At 70.3% G+C, this 26246-nt stretch carries 21 protein-coding genes and 1 riboswitch; of the genes, 10 read left to right on the top strand and 11 right to left on the bottom strand.

The genetic code is table 11. From position 1 onward, the window contains the following. Nucleotides 1-17 precede the first annotated feature (17 nt). Nucleotides 18-1790 carry a GMC family oxidoreductase N-terminal domain-containing protein gene (locus tag OG787_RS17400; RefSeq protein ID WP_405535687.1) on the top strand — a complete coding sequence of 591 codons (1773 nt, stop codon included), beginning with the start codon at nt 18-20 and terminating at the stop codon, nt 1788-1790. A gap of 92 nt (nt 1791-1882) precedes the next feature. On the opposite strand, the gene OG787_RS17395 is transcribed toward OG787_RS17400, so the two are convergent. Then, nucleotides 1883-2923 carry an LAETG motif-containing sortase-dependent surface protein gene (locus tag OG787_RS17395; RefSeq protein WP_369030632.1) on the bottom strand — a complete coding sequence of 347 codons (1041 nt, stop codon included), beginning with the start codon at nt 2921-2923 and terminating at the stop codon, nt 1883-1885. 702 nt (nt 2924-3625) lie between these two features. Continuing rightward, complete coding sequence (locus OG787_RS17390; protein WP_369030633.1) at nt 3626-3874, bottom strand: chorismate mutase; 249 nt, start codon at nt 3872-3874, stop codon at nt 3626-3628. A gap of 401 nt (nt 3875-4275) precedes the next feature. Here OG787_RS17390 and guaA point away from each other — a divergent pair, with 401 nt between their 5' ends. Then, nucleotides 4276-5847 (top strand): glutamine-hydrolyzing GMP synthase, encoded by a 1572-nt coding sequence (guaA, locus tag OG787_RS17385; RefSeq protein WP_405535686.1) that lies wholly within the window; start codon nt 4276-4278, stop codon nt 5845-5847. A 12-nt stretch (nt 5848-5859) separates the two neighbouring features. On the opposite strand, the gene OG787_RS17380 is transcribed toward guaA, so the two are convergent. Further along, complete coding sequence (locus OG787_RS17380; protein ID WP_405535685.1) at nt 5860-6327, bottom strand: pyridoxamine 5'-phosphate oxidase family protein; 468 nt, start codon at nt 6325-6327, stop codon at nt 5860-5862. Between the two features lie 265 nt (nt 6328-6592). Here OG787_RS17380 and OG787_RS17375 point away from each other — a divergent pair, with 265 nt between their 5' ends. Then, nucleotides 6593-7387, top strand: a complete 795-nt coding sequence (locus OG787_RS17375; RefSeq protein WP_369030636.1) for a class II aldolase/adducin family protein — start codon at nt 6593-6595, stop codon at nt 7385-7387. Between the two features lie 68 nt (nt 7388-7455). Here the strand turns inward: OG787_RS17375 and OG787_RS17370 are convergent, their stop codons facing one another. Then, a complete protein-coding gene (locus OG787_RS17370; protein WP_235475421.1) occupies nt 7456-8337 on the bottom strand; it encodes a DUF4429 domain-containing protein in 882 nt (293 codons plus the stop codon). Between the two features lie 224 nt (nt 8338-8561). Between OG787_RS17370 and OG787_RS17365 the strand changes: the two genes are divergently transcribed. Then, entirely contained in the window at nt 8562-9839 is a 1278-nt protein-coding gene (locus tag OG787_RS17365; protein ID WP_369030637.1) for a hypothetical protein, read from the top strand. Between the two features lie 162 nt (nt 9840-10001). After that, the gene (locus OG787_RS17360) at nt 10002-10532 is read left to right on the top strand and encodes a DoxX family membrane protein (RefSeq protein WP_369030638.1); all 531 of its coding nucleotides are present in this window, start codon (nt 10002-10004) and stop codon (nt 10530-10532) included. Nucleotides 10533-10577: 45 nt separating this feature from the next. Here OG787_RS17360 and OG787_RS17355 read toward each other — a convergent pair whose 3' ends face one another. Together OG787_RS17355 and OG787_RS17350 are read right to left on the bottom strand one after the other, a co-directional pair. Next, complete coding sequence (locus OG787_RS17355; RefSeq protein WP_369030639.1) at nt 10578-10850, bottom strand: hypothetical protein; 273 nt, start codon at nt 10848-10850, stop codon at nt 10578-10580. Then, the gene (locus OG787_RS17350) at nt 10837-12288 is read right to left on the bottom strand and encodes a PspC domain-containing protein (protein ID WP_369030640.1); all 1452 of its coding nucleotides are present in this window, start codon (nt 12286-12288) and stop codon (nt 10837-10839) included. Before OG787_RS17350 ends, OG787_RS17355 begins: the two co-directional genes overlap by 14 nt. 179 nt (nt 12289-12467) lie before the next feature. Here OG787_RS17350 and OG787_RS17345 point away from each other — a divergent pair, with 179 nt between their 5' ends. Both OG787_RS17345 and OG787_RS17340 read left to right on the top strand, forming a co-directional pair. Next, nucleotides 12468-13760, top strand: coding sequence for an ATP-binding protein (locus OG787_RS17345; protein WP_235475416.1), 1293 nt, complete (start codon nt 12468-12470; stop codon nt 13758-13760). Then, nucleotides 13757-14575 (top strand): LuxR C-terminal-related transcriptional regulator, encoded by an 819-nt coding sequence (locus OG787_RS17340; protein WP_405535684.1) that lies wholly within the window; start codon nt 13757-13759, stop codon nt 14573-14575. Before OG787_RS17345 ends, OG787_RS17340 begins: the two co-directional genes overlap by 4 nt. On the opposite strand, the gene OG787_RS17335 is transcribed toward OG787_RS17340, so the two are convergent. Beyond that, nucleotides 14576-15694 (bottom strand): NlpC/P60 family protein, encoded by a 1119-nt coding sequence (locus tag OG787_RS17335; RefSeq protein WP_405535683.1) that lies wholly within the window; start codon nt 15692-15694, stop codon nt 14576-14578. Between the two features lie 488 nt (nt 15695-16182). Here OG787_RS17335 and OG787_RS17330 point away from each other — a divergent pair, with 488 nt between their 5' ends. Next, entirely contained in the window at nt 16183-16536 is a 354-nt protein-coding gene (locus tag OG787_RS17330; protein WP_369030643.1) for a hypothetical protein, read from the top strand. 22 nt (nt 16537-16558) lie between these two features. Here the strand turns inward: OG787_RS17330 and OG787_RS17325 are convergent, their stop codons facing one another. Further along, the gene (locus OG787_RS17325) at nt 16559-17764 is read right to left on the bottom strand and encodes an NlpC/P60 family protein (RefSeq protein WP_405535682.1); all 1206 of its coding nucleotides are present in this window, start codon (nt 17762-17764) and stop codon (nt 16559-16561) included. A 7-nt stretch (nt 17765-17771) separates the two neighbouring features. Next, a riboswitch (cyclic di-AMP (ydaO/yuaA leader) is annotated at nt 17772-17947 on the bottom strand. A gap of 275 nt (nt 17948-18222) precedes the next feature. On the opposite strand from OG787_RS17325, the gene pcrA reads away from it, so the two are divergent. Continuing rightward, on the top strand, nt 18223-20760 hold the full coding sequence (gene pcrA / locus OG787_RS17320; protein WP_369030645.1) for a DNA helicase PcrA: 2538 nt from the start codon (nt 18223-18225) through the stop codon (nt 20758-20760). A 112-nt stretch (nt 20761-20872) separates the two neighbouring features. Here pcrA and OG787_RS17315 read toward each other — a convergent pair whose 3' ends face one another. Both OG787_RS17315 and OG787_RS17310 read right to left on the bottom strand, forming a co-directional pair. Next, nucleotides 20873-22408 (bottom strand): M23 family metallopeptidase, encoded by a 1536-nt coding sequence (locus OG787_RS17315; RefSeq protein ID WP_369030646.1) that lies wholly within the window; start codon nt 22406-22408, stop codon nt 20873-20875. A gap of 238 nt (nt 22409-22646) precedes the next feature. Further along, nucleotides 22647-23525: an esterase/lipase family protein gene (locus tag OG787_RS17310; RefSeq protein ID WP_369030647.1), complete on the bottom strand. Its 879-nt coding sequence runs from the start codon at nt 23523-23525 to the stop codon at nt 22647-22649. Nucleotides 23526-23938: 413 nt separating this feature from the next. Here OG787_RS17310 and OG787_RS17305 point away from each other — a divergent pair, with 413 nt between their 5' ends. Then, nucleotides 23939-24355, top strand: coding sequence for a cobalamin B12-binding domain-containing protein (locus tag OG787_RS17305; RefSeq protein ID WP_369030700.1), 417 nt, complete (start codon nt 23939-23941; stop codon nt 24353-24355). A gap of 70 nt (nt 24356-24425) precedes the next feature. Here the strand turns inward: OG787_RS17305 and OG787_RS17300 are convergent, their stop codons facing one another. Further along, nucleotides 24426-26225 carry a DUF5691 domain-containing protein gene (locus OG787_RS17300; RefSeq protein WP_405535681.1) on the bottom strand — a complete coding sequence of 600 codons (1800 nt, stop codon included), beginning with the start codon at nt 26223-26225 and terminating at the stop codon, nt 24426-24428. Nucleotides 26226-26246: the final 21 nt, after the last annotated feature.

The following is a 26246-nucleotide window of genomic DNA, read 5'->3' as shown; positions in this document are numbered from 1 at the left end:
CTCAACGAGGAGAGCAAGTGTCGTACGACTTCGACGTCATCGTGGTGGGCTCCGGCTTCGGCGGCTCCGTCACCGCCCTGCGCCTGACCGAGAAGGGGTACGGGGTGGGCGTACTGGAGGCGGGCCGCCGCTTCACGCGCGACACGCTCCCCCGGAACTCCTGGGACCTGAAGAACTACCTCTGGGCGCCCAGGCTCGGGATGTACGGCATCCAGCGCATCCACCTGCTGGGCAACGTCATGGTCCTGGCGGGCGCAGGCGTGGGCGGCGGTTCGCTGAATTACGCCAACACCCTCTACGTACCGCCGAAGCCGTTCTTCGACGACCCCCAGTGGCGTGACATCACGGACTGGCAGGCGGAGTTGAGCCCGTACTACGACCAGGCCAGGCGCATGCTCGGGGTACGGCTCAACCCGACGATGACCCCGTCCGACGTCCACCTCAAGGCGGCGGCCGAGCGGATGGGCGTGGGCGACACCTTCCACCTCGCGCCGGTGGGCGTCTTCTTCGGCGACGGCGAGGACGCGGCGGGCGGGGTGAAGGCAGCGCCGGGGGAGCAGGCCCCGGACCCCTACTTCGGCGGCGCCGGACCCGCGCGCAAGGCGTGCACCGAGTGCGGTGAGTGCATGACGGGCTGCCGGCACGGCGCGAAGAACACCCTCAACGAGAACTATCTCTACCTGGCCGAGAAGGCGGGCGCGGTCGTCCACCCCCTGACGACGGTCGTGTCCGTCACGGACGACTCACGCGGCGGCTACGCGGTCGCCACGCTCCCGACGGACGCGAAGAGGAAGGGCGCGGGCCGTACGTACACAGCCCGGCGCGTGGTCCTGGCGGCCGGCACCTACGGTACCCAGACCCTCCTGCACCGCATGAAGGCGGGCGGCCAACTCCCGTACCTCTCCGAGCGGTTGGGCGAGCTGACCCGTACCAACTCGGAGGCGCTGGTCGGCGCCCAGACCGACAACCGCCGCTACCGCAAGGTGACGGGCGAGGCGAAGGTCGACTTCACGCGCGGGGTCGCCATCACGTCCTCGATCCACCCCGACGAGAACACCCACATCGAACCCGTCCGCTACGGCAAGGGCTCGAACTCGATGGGCGGCCTGTCGATCCTCCAAGTCCCGTACGCGGAAGGGTCGTCGAGGGTTCTGGGCTGGCTGGCGAACGCGGCGCGCCACCCGCTCCTGGTCCTGCGCTCGGTCTCCAACCGCCAGTGGTCGGAGCGGACCATCATCGGCCTGGTGATGCAGTCCCTGGACAACTCCCTCACCACCTATCTGAAGCCGAAGGGCGCGGGCAAGGGCCTGTTGACGGCCCGTCAGGGCCACGGCGCCCCCAACCCCAAGCAGATCAGGGCCGCGACGGAGAGCGCGTCCGCGATCGCCGCCGAGATCAACGGTTTCGCCGGCAGCAACGTCGGCGAACTGATGGGCATGCCGCTGACCGCCCACTTCCTCGGCGGCTGTCCGATCGGCGACTCACGCGAGACGGGCGTGATCGATCCGTACCACCGTCTCTACGGCCATCCCGGCATCTCGGTCGTCGACGGAGCCGCGGTCTCCGCGAACCTGGGAGTCAACCCGTCCCTCACGATCACCGCCCAGGCCGAACGCGCGATGTCGTACTGGCCGAACAACGGCGAGGCCGACCCGCGTCCGGCCCAGGGCGCCGCGTACGAGCGTGTGCAGGCGGTCGAGCCGAAGGCACCGGCGGTCCCGGCGGAGGCGTTCGGCGCGCTGCGGCTGCCGTTCCTGGGGATGCCGGCGGTGCCGAAGAAGGCTCAGTAGAGCAATGAGGTCGAAGAAGGCTCGTAGAGCAAAAGAGAAGGACCCGCACCCCCCTCCGAGTGCAGGTCCTTCTCTTGCTTTGTGCCGAAGGCTTACGCCTCCGTGCCCGCCTTACGACGACGCATCGCGAACACCGCACCCGCACCGGCGACGACGGCGACCCCGCCGACGAGGCCGATCATCGGCAGGGCGGAACTGGAGCCGGTGTCGGCGAGGTTGCCGGTCGGCAGTTCCGAGACGTTGCCCTGGGGCTTCTGGACCGAGTCCTTGGAGCCGTTGTCGCTCGGCGTGGCCGAACCCGGGTCGGTGTTCGAGGAGCCGGCCTTCAGCACCTGGAAGTCGTACTGTGCCCAGCCCTCGGCGATGCAGTCCTGGCCGTCGACGTTGTCGATGTAGGCGCCGGAGCCGAAGGAGTAGGCGTCGCCCGCGGGAGCCTGCTTGTCGATGCTGACGCGCAGGTCGACGGACTGGCTCGCCTTGGCCTTCAGCTTCTCGACGTAGAAGAAGTAGTCACCGGCCCACTCGTCGTCGCCGATGCGGTCCCAGGAGCCGGTCTCGGGGTTCTTGAACTCCAGGTCGACGTACGGGCTGAGGAACTTCGCCTCGTCCAGCTCGTAGTTCTCGATCTCGGCGTAGAAGGCGACGCCCTTGAGGTCGGCCGTCGACTCGTTGGTGACGACCAGCTTGAAGGCGTGGAAGCCGTCGCCCGCGACGATCTTGCCCGGCAGGCCCTTGATGTCGGCGGACACCTGGGCGTTGCTGTAGTTCTCGTCGAGGTCCTCGCAGAACGGGACGTCCGGGTCCGTCGGGTCCTCGCTCGGCTCGGCGGAGACCGAGGGGGAGGCGGAGTCGGACGGGGAGGCCGAGGTGGAGTCGCTCGGGCTCGCGCTCGTCGATGCGGTGGGGGACGCCGTGTCGGACGGCAGGCCGGTGTCGGAGGGCAGGCCGGTGTCCGAGGGCGTCGCCGACGCGGTGTCGCTCGGCGTCTGCGAGGGGGTCTCCGTGACGGCCGGCGGCTCGCTCGGCGTGGCCGAGGCCGACTCGTCGGCGAACGCGACGGGCGCGGACAGCAGCGCCAGCGGGGCTATGACAGCCGTCACCGCTGCTGCGGCCATGGCTCGGCGAAGCTTCATGAAGACCTCACGACCTCGAAACGTCCAGATGCGGGGCACGGATGTGACCCCTGGTTCTGAACGTGTGACATGCGACCGCTGTGAATGGTTGCTCTTCACTCACGCGAAATTTATGTGTGCTGGGTCACATGTGCCGTGAGGCCCTGTGGGCGCTCGGGCATGGCAAAGGGCCCCGCGGGACGGAGCCGCGGGGCCCTTCTCCGTCAGCACCGGCGTCAGGGCAGCGCCGGTGCCTGGGGGAGCGGCGCCGGGGGGTTGCGCCGCGTTGTTGGTCTGTGTCCACCGGTCGGCGCCCCGGCGTACAGGGGGCGCACGCTCGGTCTGGACCAATGGCGGTCAGTGGTCACACGTCAATGCGGTTGTCTGCTATGGGACTTGGGGTCGCTCTTGCATCGTGCTGGAAGGCTGTCGAGTACGCAACCTTTTGACCCGGCCTTGTACTTTTTGACCTTGGCCCAGGCTCCGGCTGTCCTGGCCTTGAACTTTGCCGGCCGACTCCGGGCGTCCCCGGAGCCGACCGTTCTCGGGGGTGACCGGGCTGCTGTCCCCTGCCGTCCGGTCACAACCCTGGAGCCACGCGTGGTTTGTGCGGGCCCGCCCCTGGCTGGCACGGACACCGGTACCAACGAAGACCGCGGACGACGGTCACGCGCCGGACGGGTGAGACGGCGCTCGAACTCACATCCGACCGCGTGTACGACCTCAGATCCGGCCCCGGCACAGCTCCAGCAAGGTCATCGCGAGGGAGGTGCCGGGCTTGCCCAGCGCGTCCCGGTAGTGACCGAGAACCTCCATCTCCCGGGACAGGCTCACGCGTCGCCCGCCGGAGGAGATACGCGCCTCCTGGACGACTGCGGACACGGCCATCCGTTCCTGGATGAGACCGATGATCCGGTCGTCGAGCGCGTCGATGCGCTCACGTGCGTCGGTGATCACGTCAGTGGTGGTCATACGGGGCTCCTCGTCGGACGGGACGGTGTGCCCCGGACCGGCAGGCCCGGAAACGACAGACGCCCCGGGCCTTGTCGGCCCGGGGCGCCTGGGAAGTCGCTTGTCAGTTGCTCAAGCAGCACGACCATGGCATCCGGCGGGCCGGTTGCCATAGGTAAAGAGGAAGGTCGGGTGCGTGAGCATGGGGGTCAGTATGCACGGAGAAGGGTGCTCTTCCAAGCCGGGGCTTGATCATTCAGCGGCGGCCGGCACCTCCAGCCCGTCCGGCGTTTGAGGACGAGGCCGTTCAGGCCGACAGCGGGGGCCTGGGGGCGGCAGCCCCCAGCAGACGGCAAGGTGTCCTACCCCCACCCCGGTAGAATCATCCGCACAGACCCCCGCCCAACCGCCGGAAGGCCCCCGTGTCAGCAGCGACCCCCGCCCCCGACACCGTCCTGGTCGTCGATTTCGGTGCGCAGTACGCCCAGCTCATCGCCCGCCGAGTCCGCGAGGCCCGGGTCTACAGCGAGATCGTGCCGAGCACCATGCCGGTCGAGGAGATGCTCGCCAAGAACCCGGCGGCGATCATCCTCTCCGGCGGCCCCTCCTCCGTGTACGCGGAGGGCGCCCCGACCGTCGACCGCGCCCTCTTCGAGGCCGGCGTCCCCGTCTTCGGCATGTGCTACGGCTTCCAGCTGATGGCGACCACCCTCGGCGGCACGGTCGACAACACCGGCGCCCGCGAGTACGGCCGGACGCAGCTGACCGTCACCAAGCCGTCCTCCACCCTCTTCGAAGGCACCCCGGCCGACCAGTCGGTGTGGATGTCGCACGGCGACGCCTGCTCCGCCGCCCCCGAGGGCTTCTCGGTCACCGGGTCCACGGACGTCGTCCCGGTCGCCGCCTTCGAGAACGACGAGAAGAAGCTGTACGGGGTCCAGTACCACCCCGAGGTCATGCACTCCACGCACGGTCAGCAGGTCCTCGAACACTTCCTCTACCGGGGCGCGGGCCTGACCCCCTCCTGGACCACCGGCAACGTCATCGACGAGCAGGTCGCCCTGATCCGCGAGCAGGTCGGCGACAAGCGCGCCGTCTGCGGCCTCTCCGGCGGCGTGGACTCGGCGGTCGCCGCAGCCCTCGTACAGAAGGCCATCGGCTCCCAGCTGACCTGCGTGTACGTCGACCACGGCCTGATGCGCAAGGGCGAGACCGAGCAGGTCGAGAAGGACTTCGTCGCCTCGACCGGCGTCACGCTGAAGGTCGTCGACGCCGAGGAGCGGTTCCTGAACGCGCTCGCCGGGGTCTCCGACCCCGAGGAGAAGCGGAAGATCATCGGGCGCGAGTTCATCCGCGTCTTCGAACAGGCCCAGGCCGAGATCATCGCGGACGAGGGTCCCGAGGTCGCCTTCCTGGTGCAGGGCACCCTCTACCCCGACGTGGTCGAGTCCGGTGGCGGCACCGGCACCGCCAACATCAAGTCCCACCACAACGTGGGCGGCCTGCCGGAAGACCTCGAATTCCAGCTGATCGAACCTCTCCGCAAGCTCTTCAAGGACGAGGTCCGGATGGTCGGCCAGGAGCTGGGGCTCCCGGACGAGATCGTCCAGCGCCAGCCCTTCCCCGGCCCCGGCCTCGGCATCCGGATCGTCGGCGAGGTCACCAAGGACCGCCTCGACCTCCTCCGCGAGGCCGACGCCATCGCCCGCGAGGAACTGACGGCCGCCGGCCTCGACCGCGACATCTGGCAGTGCCCGGTCGTCCTGCTCGCCGACGTACGCAGCGTCGGCGTCCAGGGCGACGGCCGGACGTACGGCCACCCGATCGTCCTGCGCCCGGTCTCCTCCGAGGACGCGATGACCGCCGACTGGTCCCGCCTCCCGTACGAGGTCCTGGCGAAGATCTCCACCCGCATCACGAACGAGGTCGCCGACGTCAACCGAGTCGTCCTCGACGTGACGAGCAAGCCGCCGGGCACCATCGAGTGGGAGTGACCCCTTGCTGGTCTATGTCCGCTTGAGAGTCCGCACCGGCTCTCCGGGCGCCCAGACCTGGACGACCAGATACTTCTCGTCCTCGACGTAGGTCCGCACGACCTCCGTCAGCTCGGTGCGGAAGAGGTGGAACGGCTCCGGCGGTTCCACCTCTTCGGCGTACGCGGCCTTGGCGGCCGGATCCTCGACCTCGTACGCCCGCCCGCCGACCCGTACGTCGCCCCCGCCCATGTCCGTCCCCGCCCCGGGGTTCGCCTGGAGGGCGAAGCGGGGATCGCGGAGCAGATCCCGTGCCTTGAGCGAGTCCGGCATCATCGCCAGCCACAACTCGCCGTTCAGGAAACGGACTTCGAGGCCGGAAGTGCGCGGCGAGCCGTCCTTGCGGAGCGTGGCGAGGGTGTGGTGGGTGAAGGCGCGGAAGCGCTTCTCGACGGTTTCGGCCAGTTCGGGTTCCGTGGTGGTGAACACTGCCCAGTTCATGGGACCGAGTCTGACGCTGATACCCGACATCCTGTGACGTGTATTCGCTGGTGTCCCGTAGGTATCTTGCTGTCATCCCGCAGGCTTCCCGTGGGTGTCTCGTATTCGCCGCTGTCCGGGGCTCGTCCGTGTCTCGGGTGGGTCTCGGGACCCTGTCTCCGGTATCTCTTTTATCTCTTCTCAACCTCTTCTCAACCATCCCTGTTCTCCTGCGCGGACCGACGGTAACTTCCGCTCCGTAAAGGAACCCAGTGCTGGAGGACCTATGCACGGGCCCACTCCGCCCCTGCCGCTGCCCACCGACCAGCTGCAGTTCGCGATGCCCCCGATGTACGAGTCGCTCGACGACGAGCGCAGGCACCGCAAGGAACGGCTGGCCGGTGCGCTCAGGCTGTTCGGGCGGCTCGGCTTCGAGGACGGTGTCTCGGGGCACATCACGGCGCGCGACCCGGAGTACAGCAACTGCTTCTGGGTGAACCCGTTCGGGATGCCCTTCAAGCACGTCACCGTCAGCGACCTGGTCATGGCCAACCAGGACGGCCAGGTCATCGAGGGCCGCTACCACATCAACCAGGCGGCCTTCACCGTGCACGCCCAGGTGCATGCCGCCCGCCCGGACGTCGTCGCCGTCGCCCACTGCCACTCCGTGCACGGTCGCGCCCTCTCCGCCCTCGGTGACCTCCTCGACCCGATCACCCAGGAGAGCTGCGCCTTCTACGAGGACCACGCCCTGTACGACGCGTACACGGGCGTCGCCGTGGACGCCGACGAGGGCCGGCGCATCGCGTCCGCGCTGGGCACCCGCAAGGCCCTCGTCCTGCGCAACCACGGGCTGCTCACGGTGGGCGACTCGGTGGACGCGGCGGCCTGGTGGTTCCTGTCGATGGAACGGTCGAGCCAGGTCCAGCTGACCGCGAGGGCGGCCGGCCGCCCCATCCTCATCGACCACAAACAGGCGGTCTCGACACGCGAGCAGCTCGGCGGCGACCTGGTCGCGTGGATCAACTACCAGCCGCTGTGGCGGGACATCAGCAGGAGCGAGCCGGACCTGCTGAGCTGACGACGACCGGGGACGCCGGTGGGCGGGCCGGGCCGCAGACTCAGGGTGAGCCGGGTGAGCAGGGTGGGTCAGAAACCCCGTAGGACGGCCGCCTTGGTCGTCGCGAACTCCTCGTCCGTGAGCACGCCCTCGCGGTGCAGCTCGCCCAACTCCCTCAGCCTGCGCAGGAGTACGTCGTGATGGTCGGACTGCGGCGGGACCGCGGGCGTCAGCCGGGGCCGCTCCACGTAGTCCACCGCCCGGGTGGAGGGGTGCGGCAGCCGGGCGGTGACCGCGGTCGCGACGAGCGCCGTGAGCAGATCGCGGCGGGCGCTGCCCCACAGGTCGAGGGCGTACGGGTCCTTCTCCGGCGGCAGCTTGGAGAACACCGTCTCGCGGGTCACGAACCGCATGAACCCGTCCTCGTAGCCGGAGTTGGGCAGCCAGTCGACCTGCACGAGATCGTGCACGGAGACGATGCGGGGCCCGGTGGCCCGCTTGACCCGGTCGGAGGTGTCGGCCCAGTCGATACGGACCTGCGTACCGTCGAACGACACCATGCCGTCGCTGGACCGCACCGACACCGGCACCGGCGGACCCGGCAGCAGATACGCCTTCGCCGGTTCCTTGGGCACCTGGTCGAGGAGCAGGGCGTGCCGGATCTCCTCGGCGATGTACTCGGCGACCCCGGACCGGTCGATGTCCACCGTCAGCCGGTACGGATCCGCCGCGTCCGGCAGCCGCCCGCCCGTCGCCTGGAGCAACGGGTCGGCACCCTCGCGGAGCCGCAACCGCAGCCGCCCACGCTTGCGTTCGGGCTCGTAGACGATCCCGGAGACCGCCTCCAGAGGCACGGCGACCTCGCCGTACGTCTGCCGGAACAGCGGCACGGAACGGTGGAGCCCCGGTGTGATTCTGACCGTGCTGCCGTCGAAGGCCCAGGTCCCGTCGCGCTGGATGATCTCGGCCATACGCAAATTCTCGCAGCCGGGTCAACACGGGGGTCACGGTTTCACTCGCCCTTTCCCCTGCCGGGGCCGACCTGCCGTACGCGGAGGGTGTTGCGTAGGGCACAATTCGCTCTCGTCGCGGGGGAGTTGCGGGGCGGTCGATCGAGCGGTTCGGCTGTGCGGTTCGGGTGGCGATCCGCGCGTGTGTGGTTCGGGCTTCGGGTGCGGGAAGGCAGGCGTCTGGCGTGGCGGTGCAGGAGGCGAGACAAGGTGTGCTGCCCGGGGAACACGGGGGCGGCTGCACCTGCGGGGACTGCCCGCACGGGGCACGTACGGGACACCGGCGTGCGGTCGCCGAGTTCCTGCTCATGCGGGAGGGATTCGCGGCCGGACAGGGGCTGCCGGCGGCGGTGGCCCATTCGGCCTCGGCCTCCCGCCAGTGGGTCTCGGACGAACTGACCCAGTCCGCGGCGGTCGTCGCCGAGCGCGGCCGGGCCGAGGGCGAGGTGTGGCTCGCCCGGCTGTGGCGCCGAACGGCGTTCACGGTGTGGGCGCTGATCGGCGTCCTGCTGCTCGTCCAGGCGCTCACCGCGATCGGGGCGGGCTGGACGTCCGCCCGGACGGCCGGCCTTGTGGCCGCCGTACTGGTCGGCGGCGCGCTGACCGCCGCGTCCTGGTTCCACCGGGCGCGGGGCGGGGCGCTGGCGCCCCTGATCGGCGAGGACAACCGCCTGTCGACGTCGCGTGTCGTGGCGGCGGTCTGGGTGCTGTTCGTGACGTACGCCGTACTCGTGCTGGTCGGCCGGCTCGCTGCGGCCTCCGGCCACGAGGAGCGGGACGCGCTGATCGCCGGCCTCGAACTCGCCCGGGGCGCGGGCGTCGTGACCGTCCTCGCGGTCGTGTGCGCGATTGCGGTGCTCGTACGCAGGGTCGTGGGCCTGCGCGTCCTCGGCCAGCGCCTCCAGAAGGTACGCGCCGACCGTCCCCGCGCGGCCGACCTCCTGACGGACGACTCGGGCCGCGGCACCTTCGCGGACATCCAGTACGTGATGATCGGCACGGTCGCTCTCCTCTTCGCGGTCGTACGGCTGGCGCGGCGCCCGGATCAGTTGCCGGATCTGCCGTGGGGGCTGGCGGTGGTGGTGCTGGTGTCGGCGGCGACCTATGTGGCAGGCAAGTACGCGGAGGGCGGCCGACCGGTGATCCTTTCGGTCGTCCGGTCCCGGGAGGCGGGCGACCTGGACGCCCCGATCCGCACCGGCGACGACATCGAGATCCGCGGCGCCGGCTTCGTGCCCCCGGGTGCGGGCACCGCCGACCGGCTGTCCCGCATGGTCGTCCGCATCGGCCCGGTCCACGTCCACGTCCCCCTGGTCCCGGTGCCCGGCGGCTTCAGCAACCCTCGCGACGACGTGCTGACGGTGCCTGTACCGGCTGATGTGGAGCCGGGACGGGTGGAGGTGCAGGTGGTCACCGCGGCGGGCGTGGAGACGAACCGGTGCGTGATCGATGTGACGGACTGAGGGTCTGCCTCCTGATGGTGGTCGCGTGGGCCTGCGCTCGACCGCCGCTGCTTCCCGGCCAAAGGCGGAAATTTGGCGTACCGGAAGTGAGCGAGGTCACGTCGTCGTACGTATCGTCTGTTGAGGGGTCAACGTATGGCGGGCGAGAGGCGGCTAAGAGCGATGACTCACAGCACTCGATCGGACACGCACTCTCCTTATCTCGACGGCGAGCGGGACTGGCGGGACACCGCCACTCGCTATGCCCTGCTGCCCCTGCGCGTCTTCCTCGGCGTCACCTTCATCTATGCCGGCCTGGACAAACTCACTGACAGCTCCTTCTTCGCCGACTCCGGATCAGGGTCGGTCGGTGATCTGATGCGTACGGTCCGGGACTCCTCCGCCATCCCGGCCCTGGTGGACCTCGCCCTCAAGAACCCCGCCGGTTTCGGCTACGCCATCGCCTTCGGTGAGCTTGCCGTCGGTATCGGCACGCTGCTCGGGCTGTTGGCGCGGCTGGCGGCGGTCGGCGGCGCGTTGATCTCGCTCAGCCTCTGGCTGACCGTGAGCTGGGCCTCCGACCCCTACTACTACGGCAACGACCTCCCCTATCTGATGGCCTGGCTCCCGCTGGTCCTCGCCGGTGCGTCCGTCTTCTCCGTGGACGCCGCCCTACGGGGGCGCAGGCGGCAGCGGTCCGGGGGATATCGGTAGCAGCGGCGGTAGCGGGTAGTGGTTGGCCGGGTCATCGAGAGTCGGTCAGTTCGGTATCTCCGGGGGCCTTGAAGGGGCTACCGCCTCCGGTGCGCCGGCTGGGGGCGTCGGTGCGCGGCGGGTCTTCCTGCGGCGGCGTATCGCTCCGGTCAGCAGGGCCACGGCGCCTGCCAGGGTGAGGCCGAAGACGAGGAGCGGGATCACCGCGAACCACGGTGTCTCCCAGGCGTCGCCCGCGTCACCGATGTAGGTGATGCCGGCGATGGTGACGAAGATGCCGGCGATCAGCTTTCCGGGCTGGAACTCATGACGTAGCACGGGTCACCTCCGCCTGTCCCAGGCCGACCTCGAGGTCGAGGACGACCGTGCCGGTGTTGGCGCCGCCGGTCGCCGGTGACAGCGTGACCTGCTTGTGCTTGCCCGGTGCCACGTCCACGTCCTGTTTGTCGTCGCCGGGCAGCTGGATGTCACCAACCCCCACCTCGATGTCCGCCTTCACCGTCGCGCTCTTCGGCACGATCACCTCGATCCGGCCCACGCCCACCCCGACCGACGTCGTCACCGTCTGCCCCTTGGCGAGGCGCAGCCCGGTCAGGTCCAGGGTGGCCTCGCCCGTGCCGAGGTCGTACCTCGGCTGGACGGCTGCCACCGCGGTCGGTGTCCACTCCGTGCGCACCCAGTGGGTGCTGACGTCCTTGGGCAGCGCGGCCGAGCCTGCCAGCAGGGCCGCAGTGATGATCGCCAGGAATACCGAGCCGGCTCCGGTCCGGCCGAGGAACGCGCTCACGGCTATGCCGACACCGAACACCGTGAGCGCGCAGGCCAGACCGGTCTGCAAGCTGGTGGCGAATGCCTCGTCGTCCCACTTCGCGGCCGTGCCGACGAATCCGGCGAGGAGGGCGAGCAGGAGGATCCAGCCGCCGATCCAGCGCGGGCCACGCGGTTTCGGTGGGCGGGGCCAGGCCGCCCGGACGTCCGGACGTCGGCCGTTGTAGTTGCCGTGGGTGATGTTGACCGCTGCCGAGATGTCCCGGTCGCGGGTGTCGTGGGGGCCCCACAGATAGCCCGTCCCGCCGACGTGTGTGCCGTCCTTGACGATGGGGTCGCGCCACCACGAGGGGTAGGCGGAGGGGGCCGGGGGCGCCTGGGCCTCCGGCGGGGCGTCTGCGACGGCCTGGGCGGCCAGTGGGTCGGGGTCGGGGGCGCCGCGGTTGCGCGACCAGTAGCCGGCACCCGCGAGAAGGATGGACAGTATGACGGCGAAGGACAGCACCCCGCCGTTCTTCAGCATCGTCAGGAACACACCGCAGCCGACCAGTGCGAAGAGCACGGCAGTCAGCGCCTGGCCGTCCACTCGGCCGGTGAGCAGTTTGCGGACCTCGTTCTCCTCCTCGTCCTCGTACGGCACGAACAGCCAGGCAAAGCCGTAGAAGATGAGGCCGATGCCACCCGTCGCGGAGAGCACCGCGAGCGTGATCCGGAAGATCACCGGGTCCATGTCACAGGTCCGCCCGAGCCCGGCGCACACCCCGCCCAGCATCTTCTGCCGCCGGTCGCGCCGGAACTTGGCCGGCAGCTGCTCGTCGGCTGTGGCAGCCGCCGCCGCGCCCGTGTGCTCGGGCGCGCGCGGTTCCCCTTTCTCCGTGGGCGGTGGGGTTGCCGCGGCGGGTGCGGCATCCTGCGGCCCGGCGCCCGAGGAAGGGCGCGGGCCGGAGCCGGGTCCCGGACCCGTCGCGGCGTGTGCGTGATCTGTCATGTGTCCATGTTGGCGCTTGAGGCGGCTCGGCGGCAGTCGGGATGACCCTGGGCGAACCCTGATATCGGCCCTGAGGCGGGGCGGGGGAAACGTTCGAGGGCAGGCGGGCCCGAAGATCAGGGGAGTCTCGGGGGCCGACCCTGATGCCCGGGCCTGCCGCTCGTGTGAACATCGATGGCATGCCGGAAGCCGCAGCGTTGCCACTCGTCGAACCGCGGCCCTCGCGCAAGCTCTACCGCAGCAGCGACGGACGCTGGCTCGGAGGCGTGGCGCGAGGGCTCGCCGGGCATCTCGGGCTGCCGGTGATCTGGCTGCGCCTCATGTTCGTCGGCCTGTTCATGGCGGACGGACTCGGTGCGCTGCTGTATGCGGCCTTCTGGTTCTTCGTGCCGCTCGGTGTCGGCGGCGTCGACGCCCAGCGGCCCCCCTCCCTCGTCAGTGCGGAGACCTCGCCGGACGGCCGTCGCAGACTCGTCGCCCGCAAGCCGGACAAGGGGCAGATCGTCGCCCTTCTCCTCATGGTCGTCGTGGCCATGGTGTTCGTCGGCAATGTGAATCTCGGCGGGGGCGCCAAGGCCTATCTGTTCCCGACCGTGCTCGTCGCCGCAGGCGTCGCCCTGGTCTGGCGCCAGGCGGACAACGCACGGCGGGCCCGCTGGATGGAGGTCGGCAGCCGCAGGCGCACGCTCACCCTCGTCCGTGCCGCCGCCGGCGTCATGCTGGTCACGGCCGGAGTGTCCGGCATCTTCGTCCTGCAGGGCTCCGCCGCCCACCTCGGCTCGGTCCTGCAGGCAGCGCTCGCGGTGCTGGTCGGGATAGCGCTGCTGGCCGGTCCGTATCTCGTCCGGATGACCCAGGATCTCTCCGAGGAGCGCCTGATGCGCATTCGCGCCCAGGAGCGCGCGGAGGTCGCCGCCCATGTGCACGACTCGGTGCTGCACACCCTGACCCTGATCCAGCGCAACGCGGAGAGCGCGAACGAGGTGCGCCGGCTCGCCCGCGCCCAGGAGCGCGAACTGCGCAACTGGCTCTACAAACCGGAGGGCACCGGAAAGGAAGAGGCCGACGAACCCGACACCCTCGCCGAGGCGGTGCGGCGCAGTGCGGCGGAGGTGGAGGACAAGCACGGTGTCCCCATAGAGGTCGTGGTCGTCGGCGACTGCCCGCTCGACGACAGAACCGGCGCACAGATGCAGGCCGCGCGGGAAGCGATGGTGAACGCCGCCAAGTACGGTGGCGAGGGCGGTGCGGTGCAGGTCTACGCCGAGGTCGAGGGCAGGACGGTCTTCGTGTCCGTCCGGGACCGTGGACCCGGCTTCGACCTCGACTCCATACCCGCCGACCGCATGGGCGTCAGAGAATCGATCATCGGCCGCATGGAGCGCAACGGCGGTACGGCGCGGCTGCGCGCGGTACCGGATGGCGGCACAGAGGTCGAGCTGGAGATGGAGAGGGCGGAGAGTACGTCATGAGCGAGGCGCAGGGGGACAACAGGCAGGCCGGGTCGGCCGGGTCGGCGGAGTCGGCCGAACCGACAGCGGCTGCCGAACCCACCACCGCACCCGCCGAGGGTGCACAGGCCGGTGAGCCTGCCGGCAGCGGCAGCGGCACCGGTGACGCGGTCGGGCGGCGGGTGCGGGTGGTGCTCGTCGACGACCACCGGATGTTCCGGACGGGGGTTCAGGCCGAGATCGGGCAGACCGAGCGGACCGGTGTCGAGGTCGTCGGTGAGGCCGCCGACGTCGACCAGGCGGTCACCGTCATCACCGCAACCCGGCCCGAGGTGGTCCTGCTCGACGTCCATCTGCCGGGCGGCGGCGGGGTCGAAGTCCTGCGCCGCTGCGCCCCGTTGATGGCCGACCCCGAGCAACCGGTCCGCTTCCTGGCGCTGTCCGTCTCGGATGCGGCGGAGGACGTCATCGGCGTGATCCGCGGCGGTGCGCGGGGATACGTCACGAAGACGATCACCGGCACGGACCTCGTCGACTCGGTCTTCCGTGTCCAGGACGGCGACGCGGTGTTCTCGCCACGGCTCGCCGGGTTCGTCCTGGACGCGTTCGCGTCCACGGACGCCCCGCCGGTGGACGAGGATCTCGACCGCCTCACCCAGCGCGAGCGGGAGGTGCTGCGGCTGATCGCCCGGGGCTATGCGTACAAGGAGATCGCCAAGCAGCTCTTCATCTCCGTGAAGACGGTGGAGTCGCATGTGTCGGCGGTCCTCAGGAAGCTCCAGCTGTCGAACCGGCACGAACTGACGCGGTGGGCCACGGCACGGCGGCTCGTGTAGTCAGGCCACCCTCGTGGCGCCCGCGAACGGCATCTCGTCCAGAGGTGCCACCCGTACCGGCGCCGACGGGTTCGGGGCGTGGATCATCTGGCCACGGCCCACGTACATGCCCACATGACTGATGCCCGAGTAGAAGAACACCAGGTCGCCGGGGAGGAGTTCGGACCGTGAGACACGTTGGCCGGCGTTGATCTGGGCGTAGGTGGTGCGGGGCAGGGAGATGCCCGCGGAGCGGTACGCGGCCTGCATGAGGCCCGAGCAGTCGAAGGCGTCCGGGCCGGTGGCGCCCCACACGTAGGGGCTGCCGAGCTTCTGGTAGGCGTAGGAAACGGCCGCCGCCGCACGCGAGTTGGGTGCCTCGGCGGCTCCGGAGACCCCGGACGTCCCAGCGGCGGTGTCGGTGGCTCCAGTCGCCCCCAGCTCGTCCCGTGCGCTCCCCGACGACCGCGAAGCATGCGCTCCGCCCCAGCTGCCACTGCCGCCGTCCGCCGCGGCGAGGCGGGCACGTTCCTCCGTGCTGAGGCGGGACAGCAACTGGCGGGCCTCGCCCAGCTTTCCGGTCACCGTCTTCTTGTGGCGGTTCAGCTCGGCCTGGCGTGACTTGAGGGTGGTCAGCTCGACGTGGGCGGCCCCGCGCAGCTGCTCGATCTCCCGCAGCTGCCTGCGTACGCGGGTCACGTCCGAGGCCTGTCTGCTGCCCGCCCGTTCGGCGAAGGCGGCGCCTGCCAGATAGCCGTCGGGGTCGTCGGAGAGGGCGAGTTGCAGCGCGGGGTCGAGTCCGCCGGAGCGGTACTGCGCGGCGGCCATCGAACCCAGCGCCTCCCGCGCCGAGTTGAGCCGGTCCTCCTTGCGGGCCGCCTCGTCCCGCAGGTTCCCCAGCCGCCGCTCCGCCCGCTCGGCCTTCTCCTTCGCTCCGTTGTACTTCTCGGTGGCGACCTCCGCCTCCTCGTACAGCTTGTTCACCTTGGCCTCGACCTGGGCCTGGGTGAGCTGTGGCTCGGCGTACCCGATGCCGTCGAAGCCGGTCGCCGTCGCCGCGCCCGCGAGGGCGATCGTGGCGGCGGTGCGGGCCGTATTGCCGTTGAGCGAGCGCTGTCGGGGCTTGCGGTGCGCTGCCACCGGGGCGTCACGTCCTTTCGTACGACCGCCACTGCGTCGACCGCCGGAAGGCTGCCTGGGAAGCGGACCCAGGAGGGCGGTTGCGCGTCCGGCGGCGGCCCGCACAGGGGGAACGGTCCGCCGCCGGACTTTCTCGGCGGTGGTGTCCGACTGCCGCCCCTGGCCCGGGCGGCGGTGGGGAGCCGGTCACCTGGTGGAGGACGCTAAACCGGAGTGTGACGTGGGGGTAACGCCATGTACGGAACTGACGTGAGCCGACCACCGGGTGACCGCATCCGACCGTGATCGCGCTCCGGCGCCGCCGACTTCACGCAGACGGCTGACCGATGAGGAGGTTTGGGAGGCACGTGGCGATTACACAGTGCTATGGGGTGCATATATGCGAGGTCGTCGGAGGGTCGTAAGAGGCGTGCCGGATGTCGTGCGGGCGCCCTTCACCCCAGCCCGGTGTCACGCGGCGCGGGAGCCTCTGATTAGGCTCCGGGCCCATGGGCGTACTCATCCATCTCTTCGTCGGCCTGCACATCATCGGCATCGCCTCGCTCCTGGGCGGGTTTCTCACCCAGATGAAGGCGATGGGGCAGGGCACGGCCCGCTTCGTGCCGGCGATGCTGCACGGCGCGTTCACCATGCTGGTCACCGGTGTCGCCCTGGTGGGCCTCAACCAGGCCGACGACCAGACGGTGAACAACGTCAAGATCGGCGTGAAGCTGGCCCTGCTGATCGTGATCCTCGGCCTCGTCTACGTGAAGCGGGACGACGAGACCGTGGACAAGCGGCTGTTCGGCCTGGTGGGTCTGTTCACGACGGCGAACATCTTCATCGCCGTGCTCTGGACCTGATGAGAGCTGCCCGACCTGCCCGTCAGGCCGGGCGCACCACGCTGTGGATCGCCGACTCGCCGTCGTAGAAGATCGATTCCTCGCGGACGTACGCACCCGGCTTCGGGGCGTGGATCATCATGCCGTTGCCGATGTAGAGGCCGACGTGGCTGATGTCGTCGTAAAAGAAGACCAGGTCACCGGGTTGGATGTCGGAGAGGGAGACCGTCGTGCCCGCGTTCACCTGGTCGTAGGTGGTGCGCGGGAGGGTGACTCCGGCGGCCTTCCAGGCGGCCTGCGTGAGGCCCGAGCAGTCGTACGAGTCCGGGCCGGTCGCGCCCCAGACGTACGGCTTGCCGACCTGTGCGCGTGCGAAGGTGAGGGCCTTCTCCGCCTTGGCGGCGTACGAGGAGTCGGTGACCGTTGTCGTCGACGTGTCGGAGGCGGTGCTGCCCGTCGACTGCTGGGCCGCCGCGGCCGCCGCCGCTTCCTGCTGGCGCTGCTGCTCCGCCGCCTGCTGCTGACGGGCGAGTTCCTCCGCCTGGCGGCGGGCCTCCGCCTGCTTCTCCCGCTCGATCGCCGCGAGCCGTAGCTTCTCCTCGGCGGTGAGGCGGGAGAGGAGCTGGCGGGCCTGTGCGAGCTTCGTCTGGACGGTGGTCTTGGTCGTCTGCAGGTCGTCCTGGGACTCCGTGAGCGATTCGAGGCTCGCGGTGGCCTCCTGGCGCATCTGCGTCGTCTCGGCCTGCTCCGTGATGTACTCGTCGACCGCGTCCTTCTGGCGGGCGGTCAGCCGGTCCATCAGCTGGTTCTGGTCGAAGTAGTCCTGCGGGTCGTCCGCGAGGAGGAACGTCGCTGTGTCGGGGGCGGCCGACCCGGTGCGGTACTGGGCCGCGGCGAAGGAACCGAGCTCCTCGCGCGCGTCGTTGAGCTTCTGGGTGCGCTGGGCCACGTCGTCCATCAGGGTGTCGACGCGCTTGCGCTGCTTGGAGGTCTTCTCCTTGGCGGCGTTGTACTTGTCGGTGGCCGACTCGGCCTGGCGGTAGAGGTCGCCGACCTTCGCCTCGACCTCCTCCATGCTCGGCTTGTCGTCGGCCGAGGGCGCCGGGGGAGCGGTGGGCTCCGTGGGCGCGGCGTTGGCGGTCTGGGACAGCAGGGCGACGGAGGTCAGGGCCGCCGTGGCGAAGGCGGGGGTCCGTATGCCTGCTACGCGCGTTCCCGTGGGACGCGACTTGCGGTGCGACGACGCCAAGGGAGGCGACTCCTTCCACGTACCGCCTACCGGGTTAGCTGTCGGGTTCGGGCGGGTGGTTCGGAAGGGTTGCCCTACGGTCCTTGCCCTGGACGGCAGTCGGACCGATTCACCCCAAGTTTTCGGTGGGTCCCCGGCTCCTGCCGCACAGGGCGGCACGATCGGACTCGGCGGAGGCCGCGCGGCCCGGCGATGTTCGCCGGTGGGGGTCGAGCGGCCTGGAGGGCACGCTAACCAATTCGTGTGGCCCGTGTGAAGGTTGATGACCGCTATGCCCGATACGTTTTTGTGACCTCAACTTTAAATACGGGTCACCGGAGTCGATCTGGAGGAGTGTGTGACGTTAGGTCCGCACTTGACGTGTTCATCCTGGTCGGCGATCCGCTGTCCGGACAGTACGGAGGATGTTTTCGGGGTGGCGGCCGGTTGTCAGTGGGGGAGCCTAGACTCGGAGAGCGATGAGCAGCCTCTTTGACGACAGCTTCCTGGCGGACCTCCAGGGCCCTCGTGCCCACGAGGAGGAGCCCCCGCCGCCGCCCGAGGACGAGCATGCGCCGGAGCCCGTTCCGGACGACCTGTTCGGCGGGCAGTTCGACGCGCCGCCGGACCGGGACGCGTACTACCGCGACGGCGCCCCACGCCCCGTGGTGGACCCGGCCGCGCTCCTGGACGGGCTGAACGAGAACCAGCGCGCGGCCGTCGTGCACGCCGACACCCCCCTGCTCATCGTGGCGGGCGCCGGCTCCGGCAAGACACGTGTGCTCACCCACCGCATCGCCTATCTGCTCGGCGAGCGGGGCGTCCACCCCGGCCAGATCCTCGCGATCACCTTCACCAACAAGGCCGCCGGCGAGATGAAGGAGCGCGTCGAACAGCTCGTCGGCCCGCGCGCGAACGCGATGTGGGTGATGACGTTCCACAGCGCGTGCGTACGGATCCTCCGGCGGGAGAGCAAGAGGCTCGGCTTCACGTCCTCCTTCTCGATCTACGACGCGGCCGACAGCAAGCGGCTCATGGCGCTCGTCTGCCGCGACCTGGACCTGGACCCCAAGCGCTTCCCGCCCAAGTCCTTCAGCGCGAAGATCTCCAACCTGAAGAACGAGCTGATCGACGAGGAGGACTTCGCCGCCCAGGCGAGCGACGGTTTCGAGAAGACCCTGGCCCAGGCGTACGCGATGTACCAGTCGCGGCTCCGCGAGGCCAACGCCCTCGACTTCGACGACCTGATCATGACGACGGTCAACCTGCTGCGCGCCTTCCCGGACGTCGCCGAGCACTACCGCCGCCGCTTCCGGCACGTACTCGTCGACGAGTACCAGGACACCAACCACGCCCAGTACGCGCTCGTACGGGAACTCGTCGGCACCGCCGAGCACCCGGTGGACGTACCGCCCAGCGAGCACGACCTGCGCCCCGCCGAGCTGTGCGTCGTGGGTGACGCCGATCAGTCGATCTACGCCTTCCGGGGCGCGACGATCCGCAACATCCTCCAGTTCGAGGAGGACTACGCGGACGCGACGACGATCCTGCTCGAACAGAACTACCGTTCCACGCAGACGATCCTGAGCGCCGCCAACGCGGTCATCGAGCGCAACGAGTCCCGCCGCCCCAAGAACCTGTGGACCAACGCGGGCGCGGGCGCGCAGATCACCGGCTACGTCGCCGACACCGAGCACGACGAGGCGCAGTTCGTCGCCGAGGAGATAGACCGACTGACGGACGCGGGTGACGCGAAGGCGGGCGACGTCGCCGTCTTCTACCGGACCAACGCCCAGTCCCGTGTCTTCGAGGAGATCTTCATCCGCGTCGGCCTGCCCTACAAGGTCGTCGGCGGCGTCCGCTTCTACGAGCGCAAGGAGGTCCGGGACGTCCTGGCCTACCTGCGTGTCCTCGCCAACCCGGAGGACTCGGTGCCGATGCGGCGGATCCTCAACGTCCCCAAGCGGGGCATCGGGGAGCGCGCCGAGGCGATGATCGACGCGCTGGCGCAGCGCGAGAAGATCAGCTTCGCGCAGGCGCTGCGGCGCGTGGACGAGGCGTACGGGATGGCGTCGCGGTCGACCAACGCCGTCAAGAAGTTCAACACGCTGATGGAGGACCTCCGTACGATCGTCGAGTCCGGCGCGGGTCCGGCGACCGTCCTCGAAGCGGTGCTCGAACGCACGGGCTATCTCGCCGAGTTGCAGGCGTCCACCGACCCGCAGGACGAGACCCGGATCGAGAACCTCCAGGAACTCGCTGCGGTGGCGCTGGAGTTCGAGCAGGAGTCAGGAGCGGCCGAAGAGGCCGCTACGGACGCCGAACAGCCCGCCGAGGGCGAGGTGGCGGCCCCGGCCGGGCTCGCCGCGTTCCTGGAGCGGGTCGCCCTGGTCGCCGACTCCGACCAGATCCCCGACGAGGACGACGACGGCTCCGGCGTCATCACCCTGATGACCCTGCACACCGCCAAGGGCCTCGAGTTCCCCGTGGTGTTCCTGACCGGCATGGAGGACGGCGTCTTCCCGCACATGCGTGCCCTCGGCCAGGTCAAGGAGCTGGAGGAGGAGCGGCGGCTCGCGTACGTCGGCATCACGCGCGCGCGTGAACGGCTGTATCTGACCCGGTCGTCGCTGCGCAGTGCGTGGGGGCAGCCCTCGTACAACCCGCCCTCGCGGTTCCTGGAGGAGATCCCGGCGACGCATCTGGAGTGGAAGCGCACGGGCGGGATGGCTCCGGCGACGTCCTCGGGCCCCGTCTCCGGGGTGGCGTCCTCGCTGTCGTCCTCGCGTTCGCGCTCCGCGGCCTCGGGGGCGTCGGGCTTCGCCACGCGGCGGGGTGGTGCGGAGAAGCCGGTTGTCGCGCTGGCGGTGGGGGATCGGGTCACGCATGACCAGTTCGGTCTGGGGACCGTGGTGGGTGTGAAGGGGACCGGTTCGAATGCGGAGGCGACGGTGGACTTCGGTGAGGAGAAGCCGAAGCGGTTGCTGTTGCGGTACGCGCCAGTTGAGAAGCTTTAGCGCTCCGCGCGGGGTGCGGTGATGGATCTGCGGGCCGGTGGGGGCTGGTCGCGCAGTTCCCCGCGCCCCTATTGGGGCGCCCCCTGCAGGGCGCGATACGGCAGCGGTCCTGCTACGTCGGGTCCAGGCCGTGGCTGCGGAGCCAGGGGAGGGGGTCGATTGCTGAGCCGCCTGCCGGGCGGACCTCGAAGTGGAGGTGGGGGCCGGTCGAGTTGCCGGAGTTTCCGGAGTACGCGATGGCGTCGCCGGCCTTGACCGTCGTACCGGACGCGACCTGGTAGCTGGAGAGGTGGCAGTACCACGTCTCCGTGCCGTCCTTGTCCGTCACGATCATCATGTTGCCGTACGCGCTGTTCCACTGCGTGCGGACGGTGCCGTCGGTCGCGGCCATCACCGTCGTGCCGTACGAGACCGGGAAGTCGATCCCGGTGTGCACGGACATCCAGTTGATGCCGGCCTGGCCGAAGTAGGCGCTGAGGCCCTTCTGCGCGACGGGCAGGGCGTACTTGGGGCGCAGCCGCTCCTTGCGGGCCGCCTCCGCCGCCGCTGCCTTCTTCTCGGCGGCCTGCTGGGCCTTGAGGTCGATACGTTCCTGCGTCCGGCTGGCCCGGTCGGCGAAGTCGTCGGCGCCTGCGGAGAGGCTCTCCAGCTGGGAGTCCAGCTTGTTGTTCGCGGTGGACGGCTTCACGGCGACGCCGTCCGAGGCCGACGCCGTCGTGTTCTGCTCGTCGTCGCTCATACCGCCCACGGAGGCGGCGGCGATGCCCGCGACCCCCATCACACAGGCGGAGGGAACGGCCACGGACAGCAGGGCGGAACGTTTGGCCGGGGTACGACGCCGGGACCGGCCCGCGTTGCGCGCCGCCGTACGGGACGCCGCGCGCCCGCCGGTGGGTGCCGTGCTCGGGGCGGTCTCTTCCTGGCCGTCGAGCAGCGGGGCCTCGGCGGGCAGTTCGCCGTCGGCGACGAGGTCCGACTCGTCGTGGGCGAGAGCGTGCTGGTCGTACTCCTGTACGTCCGGCACGTCGGCGATCTGCTCGAACATCGCGGTGGCCTGCTGGTCGTACTCGTGCTCACGCTCGTGGTCGTACTCGGCGGACGCGCCGCTGTCCGAGTTCCACTGCGTGGCGTCGTACACACCGGTGTCGGAGACCTGTGTGCCCCACGCCCACTGCTGGGTCTGGTCGGCTTGGCCGGCCTGCTCGGGCTGGAGCCAGGCGTTCGCGTCCCACTGGGCGCTGGTCTCGGCGCCCGGGGGCGGTGACTGGGCGGGGATGTCGGCGAGCTGCTGGTAGCCCGGCGCCCAAGTGGTGGTGTCGTACGCCCCGGTGTCGTAGGCGGCGTGGTGCTGGGCCGCGTACGGGTCGTAGTTCAGGGTGTGGTGACTGCCGGTGGACCACTGGGAGTTGTCGTACGAACCGGTGGCATCCTCGGCCGGCATATTGCCGAAGAGTGGGTCGGCGGCGAAAGTCCCGGTGCCGGTACCCGTGCCCATACCCGCGTCAAAACCGTTGGCGAGGGTGGAGTCGTACGTGGTGAAGTCACCGAAAGGGACTTCCTGGGTGCCGTACGACGCGTAATGCGCTGTCGCGGCATCGGAAGCCGGAGCCGGGGTGGTCATGGTCCCCGACGGGTGACGTTCGTTCACCAACTTCTCTTTCGCCTCGACAACAGGGGCTGGCAGAGCTGGCAGAGCAGTGCCGCGACTGTACCCGGCGGTATGCGGGCGCGACAATCTTCCGCAGGTTTCGTGCCTGCGGGAAACGGGCATTCGGCCGTGTTTCGGGGGACTGCGGGCACGGGTTTGGCCTGGCGTTCGAAGGTTGTTCGAATTCTGGTGGTGCTGAGTCGCCTTCTCGGTGGTGCTGAGCCGCCTGTGCGCGGGGTTACGCCACGGTCAGTCCGCCGGTCTGCGCTCCGGTGGCGACGGGGTCCTCGCTCTGGTCGAGGGCCTGCCTTATTCCGGTCGCGACGGCGGGGTGCACGGGCAGGGCGAGGTGGCCGACACCGGTGACCTGCACGTTCTGCGCCAGCAGATCCGGGTGGTCGACGCAGGCCGTCTCCGGCGGGTCCATCAGCTGGTCCAGGTCGCTCCAGAAACTGACGAAGCGCGTACGGCAGCCGGGGGCGGGCAGGCGCAGTTCCTCAAGGACCTGCGAGCCGGGGCGCATCTGGCGGACGATCGGGTGCGCGTCGGCCAGCGGGGCGACCCGGGTGCCGGAGTGCGGGGTGCCGAGGGTGACGAGCGTACGGACGCGGAAGTCGCCGCCGAGCCGCTGCACGTAGTAGCGGGCGATCAGGCCGCCCAGGCTGTGCCCGACGATGTCCACCTGCGGGTGGCCCGTACGCCGGCATATCTCCTCTATGTGCCGGCCGAGCAACTCGGCCGCGGTGCGGATGTCGCAGGTCAGCGGCGAGTAGTTCAGCGACTCGACCTGCTGTCGGCCGTGCTGGGCGAGGGAACGGCGCAGCAGGACGAAGACGGAGCGGTTGTCGATGAAGCCGTGCAGGAGGACGACCGGGGGTTTCGGTTCCGTCGGCAGCTGGGTGGGGGTCTCGGGGAGCGCGGAGGGGGCGGCGGGGTCCGTGGCCGTGGCCCTGCGTTCCTGGGCGATGCCCGACGGATACAGGAGCAGATGCCCCGCCAGGATCGCGATCTCCAGGGCGGTCGCCTTCAGGAGGGCGATGGAGAGCCCCGCCAGCCTGCTCGGCAGGACGCGCTCGCAGAGCGGCAGCAGCGGCTGTACTGCCCGGATGACCTTCATGGCCGACCTCCTGTCGGCACGCGGGAGGACTTCTCTGTCCCCCGTGTGCCCTAGTGGGGGTCGCGCCGAGGGCGGTCTGTGGTGGCGTCGGTGGTGTACGAGGGGGCGTGCGGCGTGTGTGACGCCGAGGGGTGGAGAGGCTCCTTGCCGTATGGCGACGAAGCTCCCCGCTGTCGTGCCCTTTCCGCCCTTCGTGCCATCTCCGAGCCACCGCACCGCCACGGCGCGCGGCTCGCGGCGCGGTGGTGCGACGACCTCGATGCGGCTCCCCTTGCTCCGTTCCGGTGAAGGCAACGGTGCGCGGCGAACGTGTCCCACCGTGTGATTTCCCCCTCGCCGATCGTCGTGAAACTGCGGGTTGCGGGATGCTGGACATAACGTTCGTTCACTTCATGCACTTCGTGGAGGCAGTGATGGGTGTGGCCGGCGGTCCGATCCGTGTGGTGGTGGCGAAACCGGGGCTCGACGGGCACGACCGCGGCGCCAAGGTGATCGCGCGGGCGCTGCGGGACGCCGGTATGGAGGTCATCTACACCGGGCTCCACCAGACCCCCGAACAGATCGTCGACACCGCGATCCAGGAGGACGCCGACGCGATCGGGCTGTCCGTCCTCTCCGGCGCCCACAACACGCTCTTCGCCGCCGTGATCGACCTCCTGGCGGAGCGGGACGCGGCCGACATCAAGGTCTTCGGCGGCGGGATCATTCCCGAGACGGACATCGCCGCCCTGAAGGAGAAGGGGGTCGCGGAGATCTTCACGCCTGGGGCGACCACGGCTTCGGTGGTGGAGTGGGTGCGGGGGAATGTGCGGGAGTCGGCGGGGGCGTAGGTCTCGAATGAGTTCGGGGCTTGGCGTCCGGGGTTCGAGGTCCGGGGTTCGTGTGGTTCCTGGCCGTGGTTCAGGCTTCTCCCTTCCTCCCGCCCGTCGCCAGTTCTTCCGCCATCGCCGCGCGCAGGCGCAACGTGCCCACGAGGCGTTGGAACGCCTCCGCCCAGTAGCTTCCCGCGCCCGGTGACGCGTCCTCCCCCTCGTCCGGGACCGCGAGCAGGCCGTCGAGGTGGCCGGCCTCGGAGGGGTCCAGACAGCGTTCCGCCAGGCCCATCACGCCGCTGAAGCTCCAGGGGTAACTTCCCGCGTCCCGCGCGATGTTGAGCGCGTCGACCACTGCCCGCCCGAGCGGCGGAGCCCAGGGCACCGCGCACACCCCGAGCAGTTGGAACGCCTCAGACAGGCCGTGCGTCGCGATGAACCCCGCGACCCACTCGGCCCGTTCGACGGAGTCCAGTGTCGCGAGCAGCTTCGCCCGCTCCGCCAGGGACACCGCGCCGGGCCCGCCGGCCTCGGGTGTCGACGGTGCGCCGAGGAGCGCCCTGGACCAGTCGGCGTCGCGCTGCCGGACCGCCGCCCGGCACCACGCGGCGTGCAGTTCGGCCCGCCAGTCGTCGGCGACCGGCAGTGCCACGATCTCCTCCGGCGTACGTCCGCCGAGCCGCTCCGACCAGGAGCCGAGCGGGGCGGCCTCCACCAACTGGCCGAGCCACCAGGACCGTTCGCCGCGTCCCGCCGGGGCCTTGGCCACGACGCCGTCGCGTTCCATGCCGGCGTCGCACTCGTGCGGTGCCTCGACGACGAGCGCGGGCCTGTCCTTCGTGCCGCCATCGCCGACGGTGCTGGCGCGCTCCTTGCCTGCGTCGCGTTCGTGCGGTGCCTCGACTACGCGAGAGGGCCCGCCACTCGTACCGGGTCCGCCTGCCGTGCTGTCGGTGTGACCAGCGGAGTTCGTGTGGTCGACGGCCACACATGCTCCCGCCCGGACCGCCATCCGCGCGGCGAGCGCCGAGTCGGGCAGCGCGGACAGCAACTCCGCCGCCGTCGCCCGGACATTGCGGCTGCGGTCCGCCAACGCCCGCTCCAGGAACGGCTCGTCCTCGGCGGACAGGCCCGTGCGCAGCGAGTCGAGGAACATCAGCCGGTCCTCGGCGCGTTCCGTCGGCCAGGTCGTCTCCAGCAGCTCCCGGGCGGCAGCGGGCTCCCGCGCGCGTATCGCCGCGAGGAGGGAGACACGCTCGGCGAACAGGCCCTCCTGCCACAGCTGTTGGATCCGCTCGGTCTCGTCTGCGCCGGGCAGGGCCGTGCCCCCGCCCGGGGCCGAGCGCAGGGCGAACCGCCAGTCCGTGTTCAGCCGGGCCAGCCACAGCGCGCGCGGGCCCGCGAACTCCAGCGCCGCCGGACGCAGATCCGTACGCCCCCTGGCCGCGTCGAGCAGCGCGGGCAGCGTCTGGGGAGGGGCCGCGAAACCGTGCGTGTTCGCCGCCGCGAGCCACTGGGGCAGCAGCTCCATCAGATCCGGCGCCGTGCCGCGTCGACCGCTGCCGCCCGGGGTGCCGGGCCGGTCGGCCAGCAGCATCGCCAGCCTGCGGGCCGCCGCTGGAGGCAGCGGCGGCCGTGGGTCCGCCACCGCGGGCTCGGGACGGGTCGCGGCCCGGGCCGGCCGCAGCCCTGCCCGCCGCCGTACGGTCTCCACGGCCGCCGCGTCGAGCAGCGCGACCGGAGCGTGTACGCCCGGCGGGCAGCTCGGGGGAGTACGCCGCTCCGTGCCGAGCAGCGCTGCGGTGACCAGCTCTTCCCAGGTACCGCCCGCTGCGGGTGCGCCCACGGAGGGCGTGCCCTCGGGGGCGGGGGCGTTGCTGCCGTTCATGAGGTGCCCTTTCGTCGGGTG

It is taken from the genome of Streptomyces sp. NBC_00075, assembly GCF_045041225.1.
GTDB lineage: Bacteria > Actinomycetota > Actinomycetes > Streptomycetales > Streptomycetaceae > Streptomyces > Streptomyces adonidis.
The sequence above is the reverse complement of the archived record's forward strand: the minus strand, read 5'-3'. Positions and strand labels throughout refer to the sequence as shown.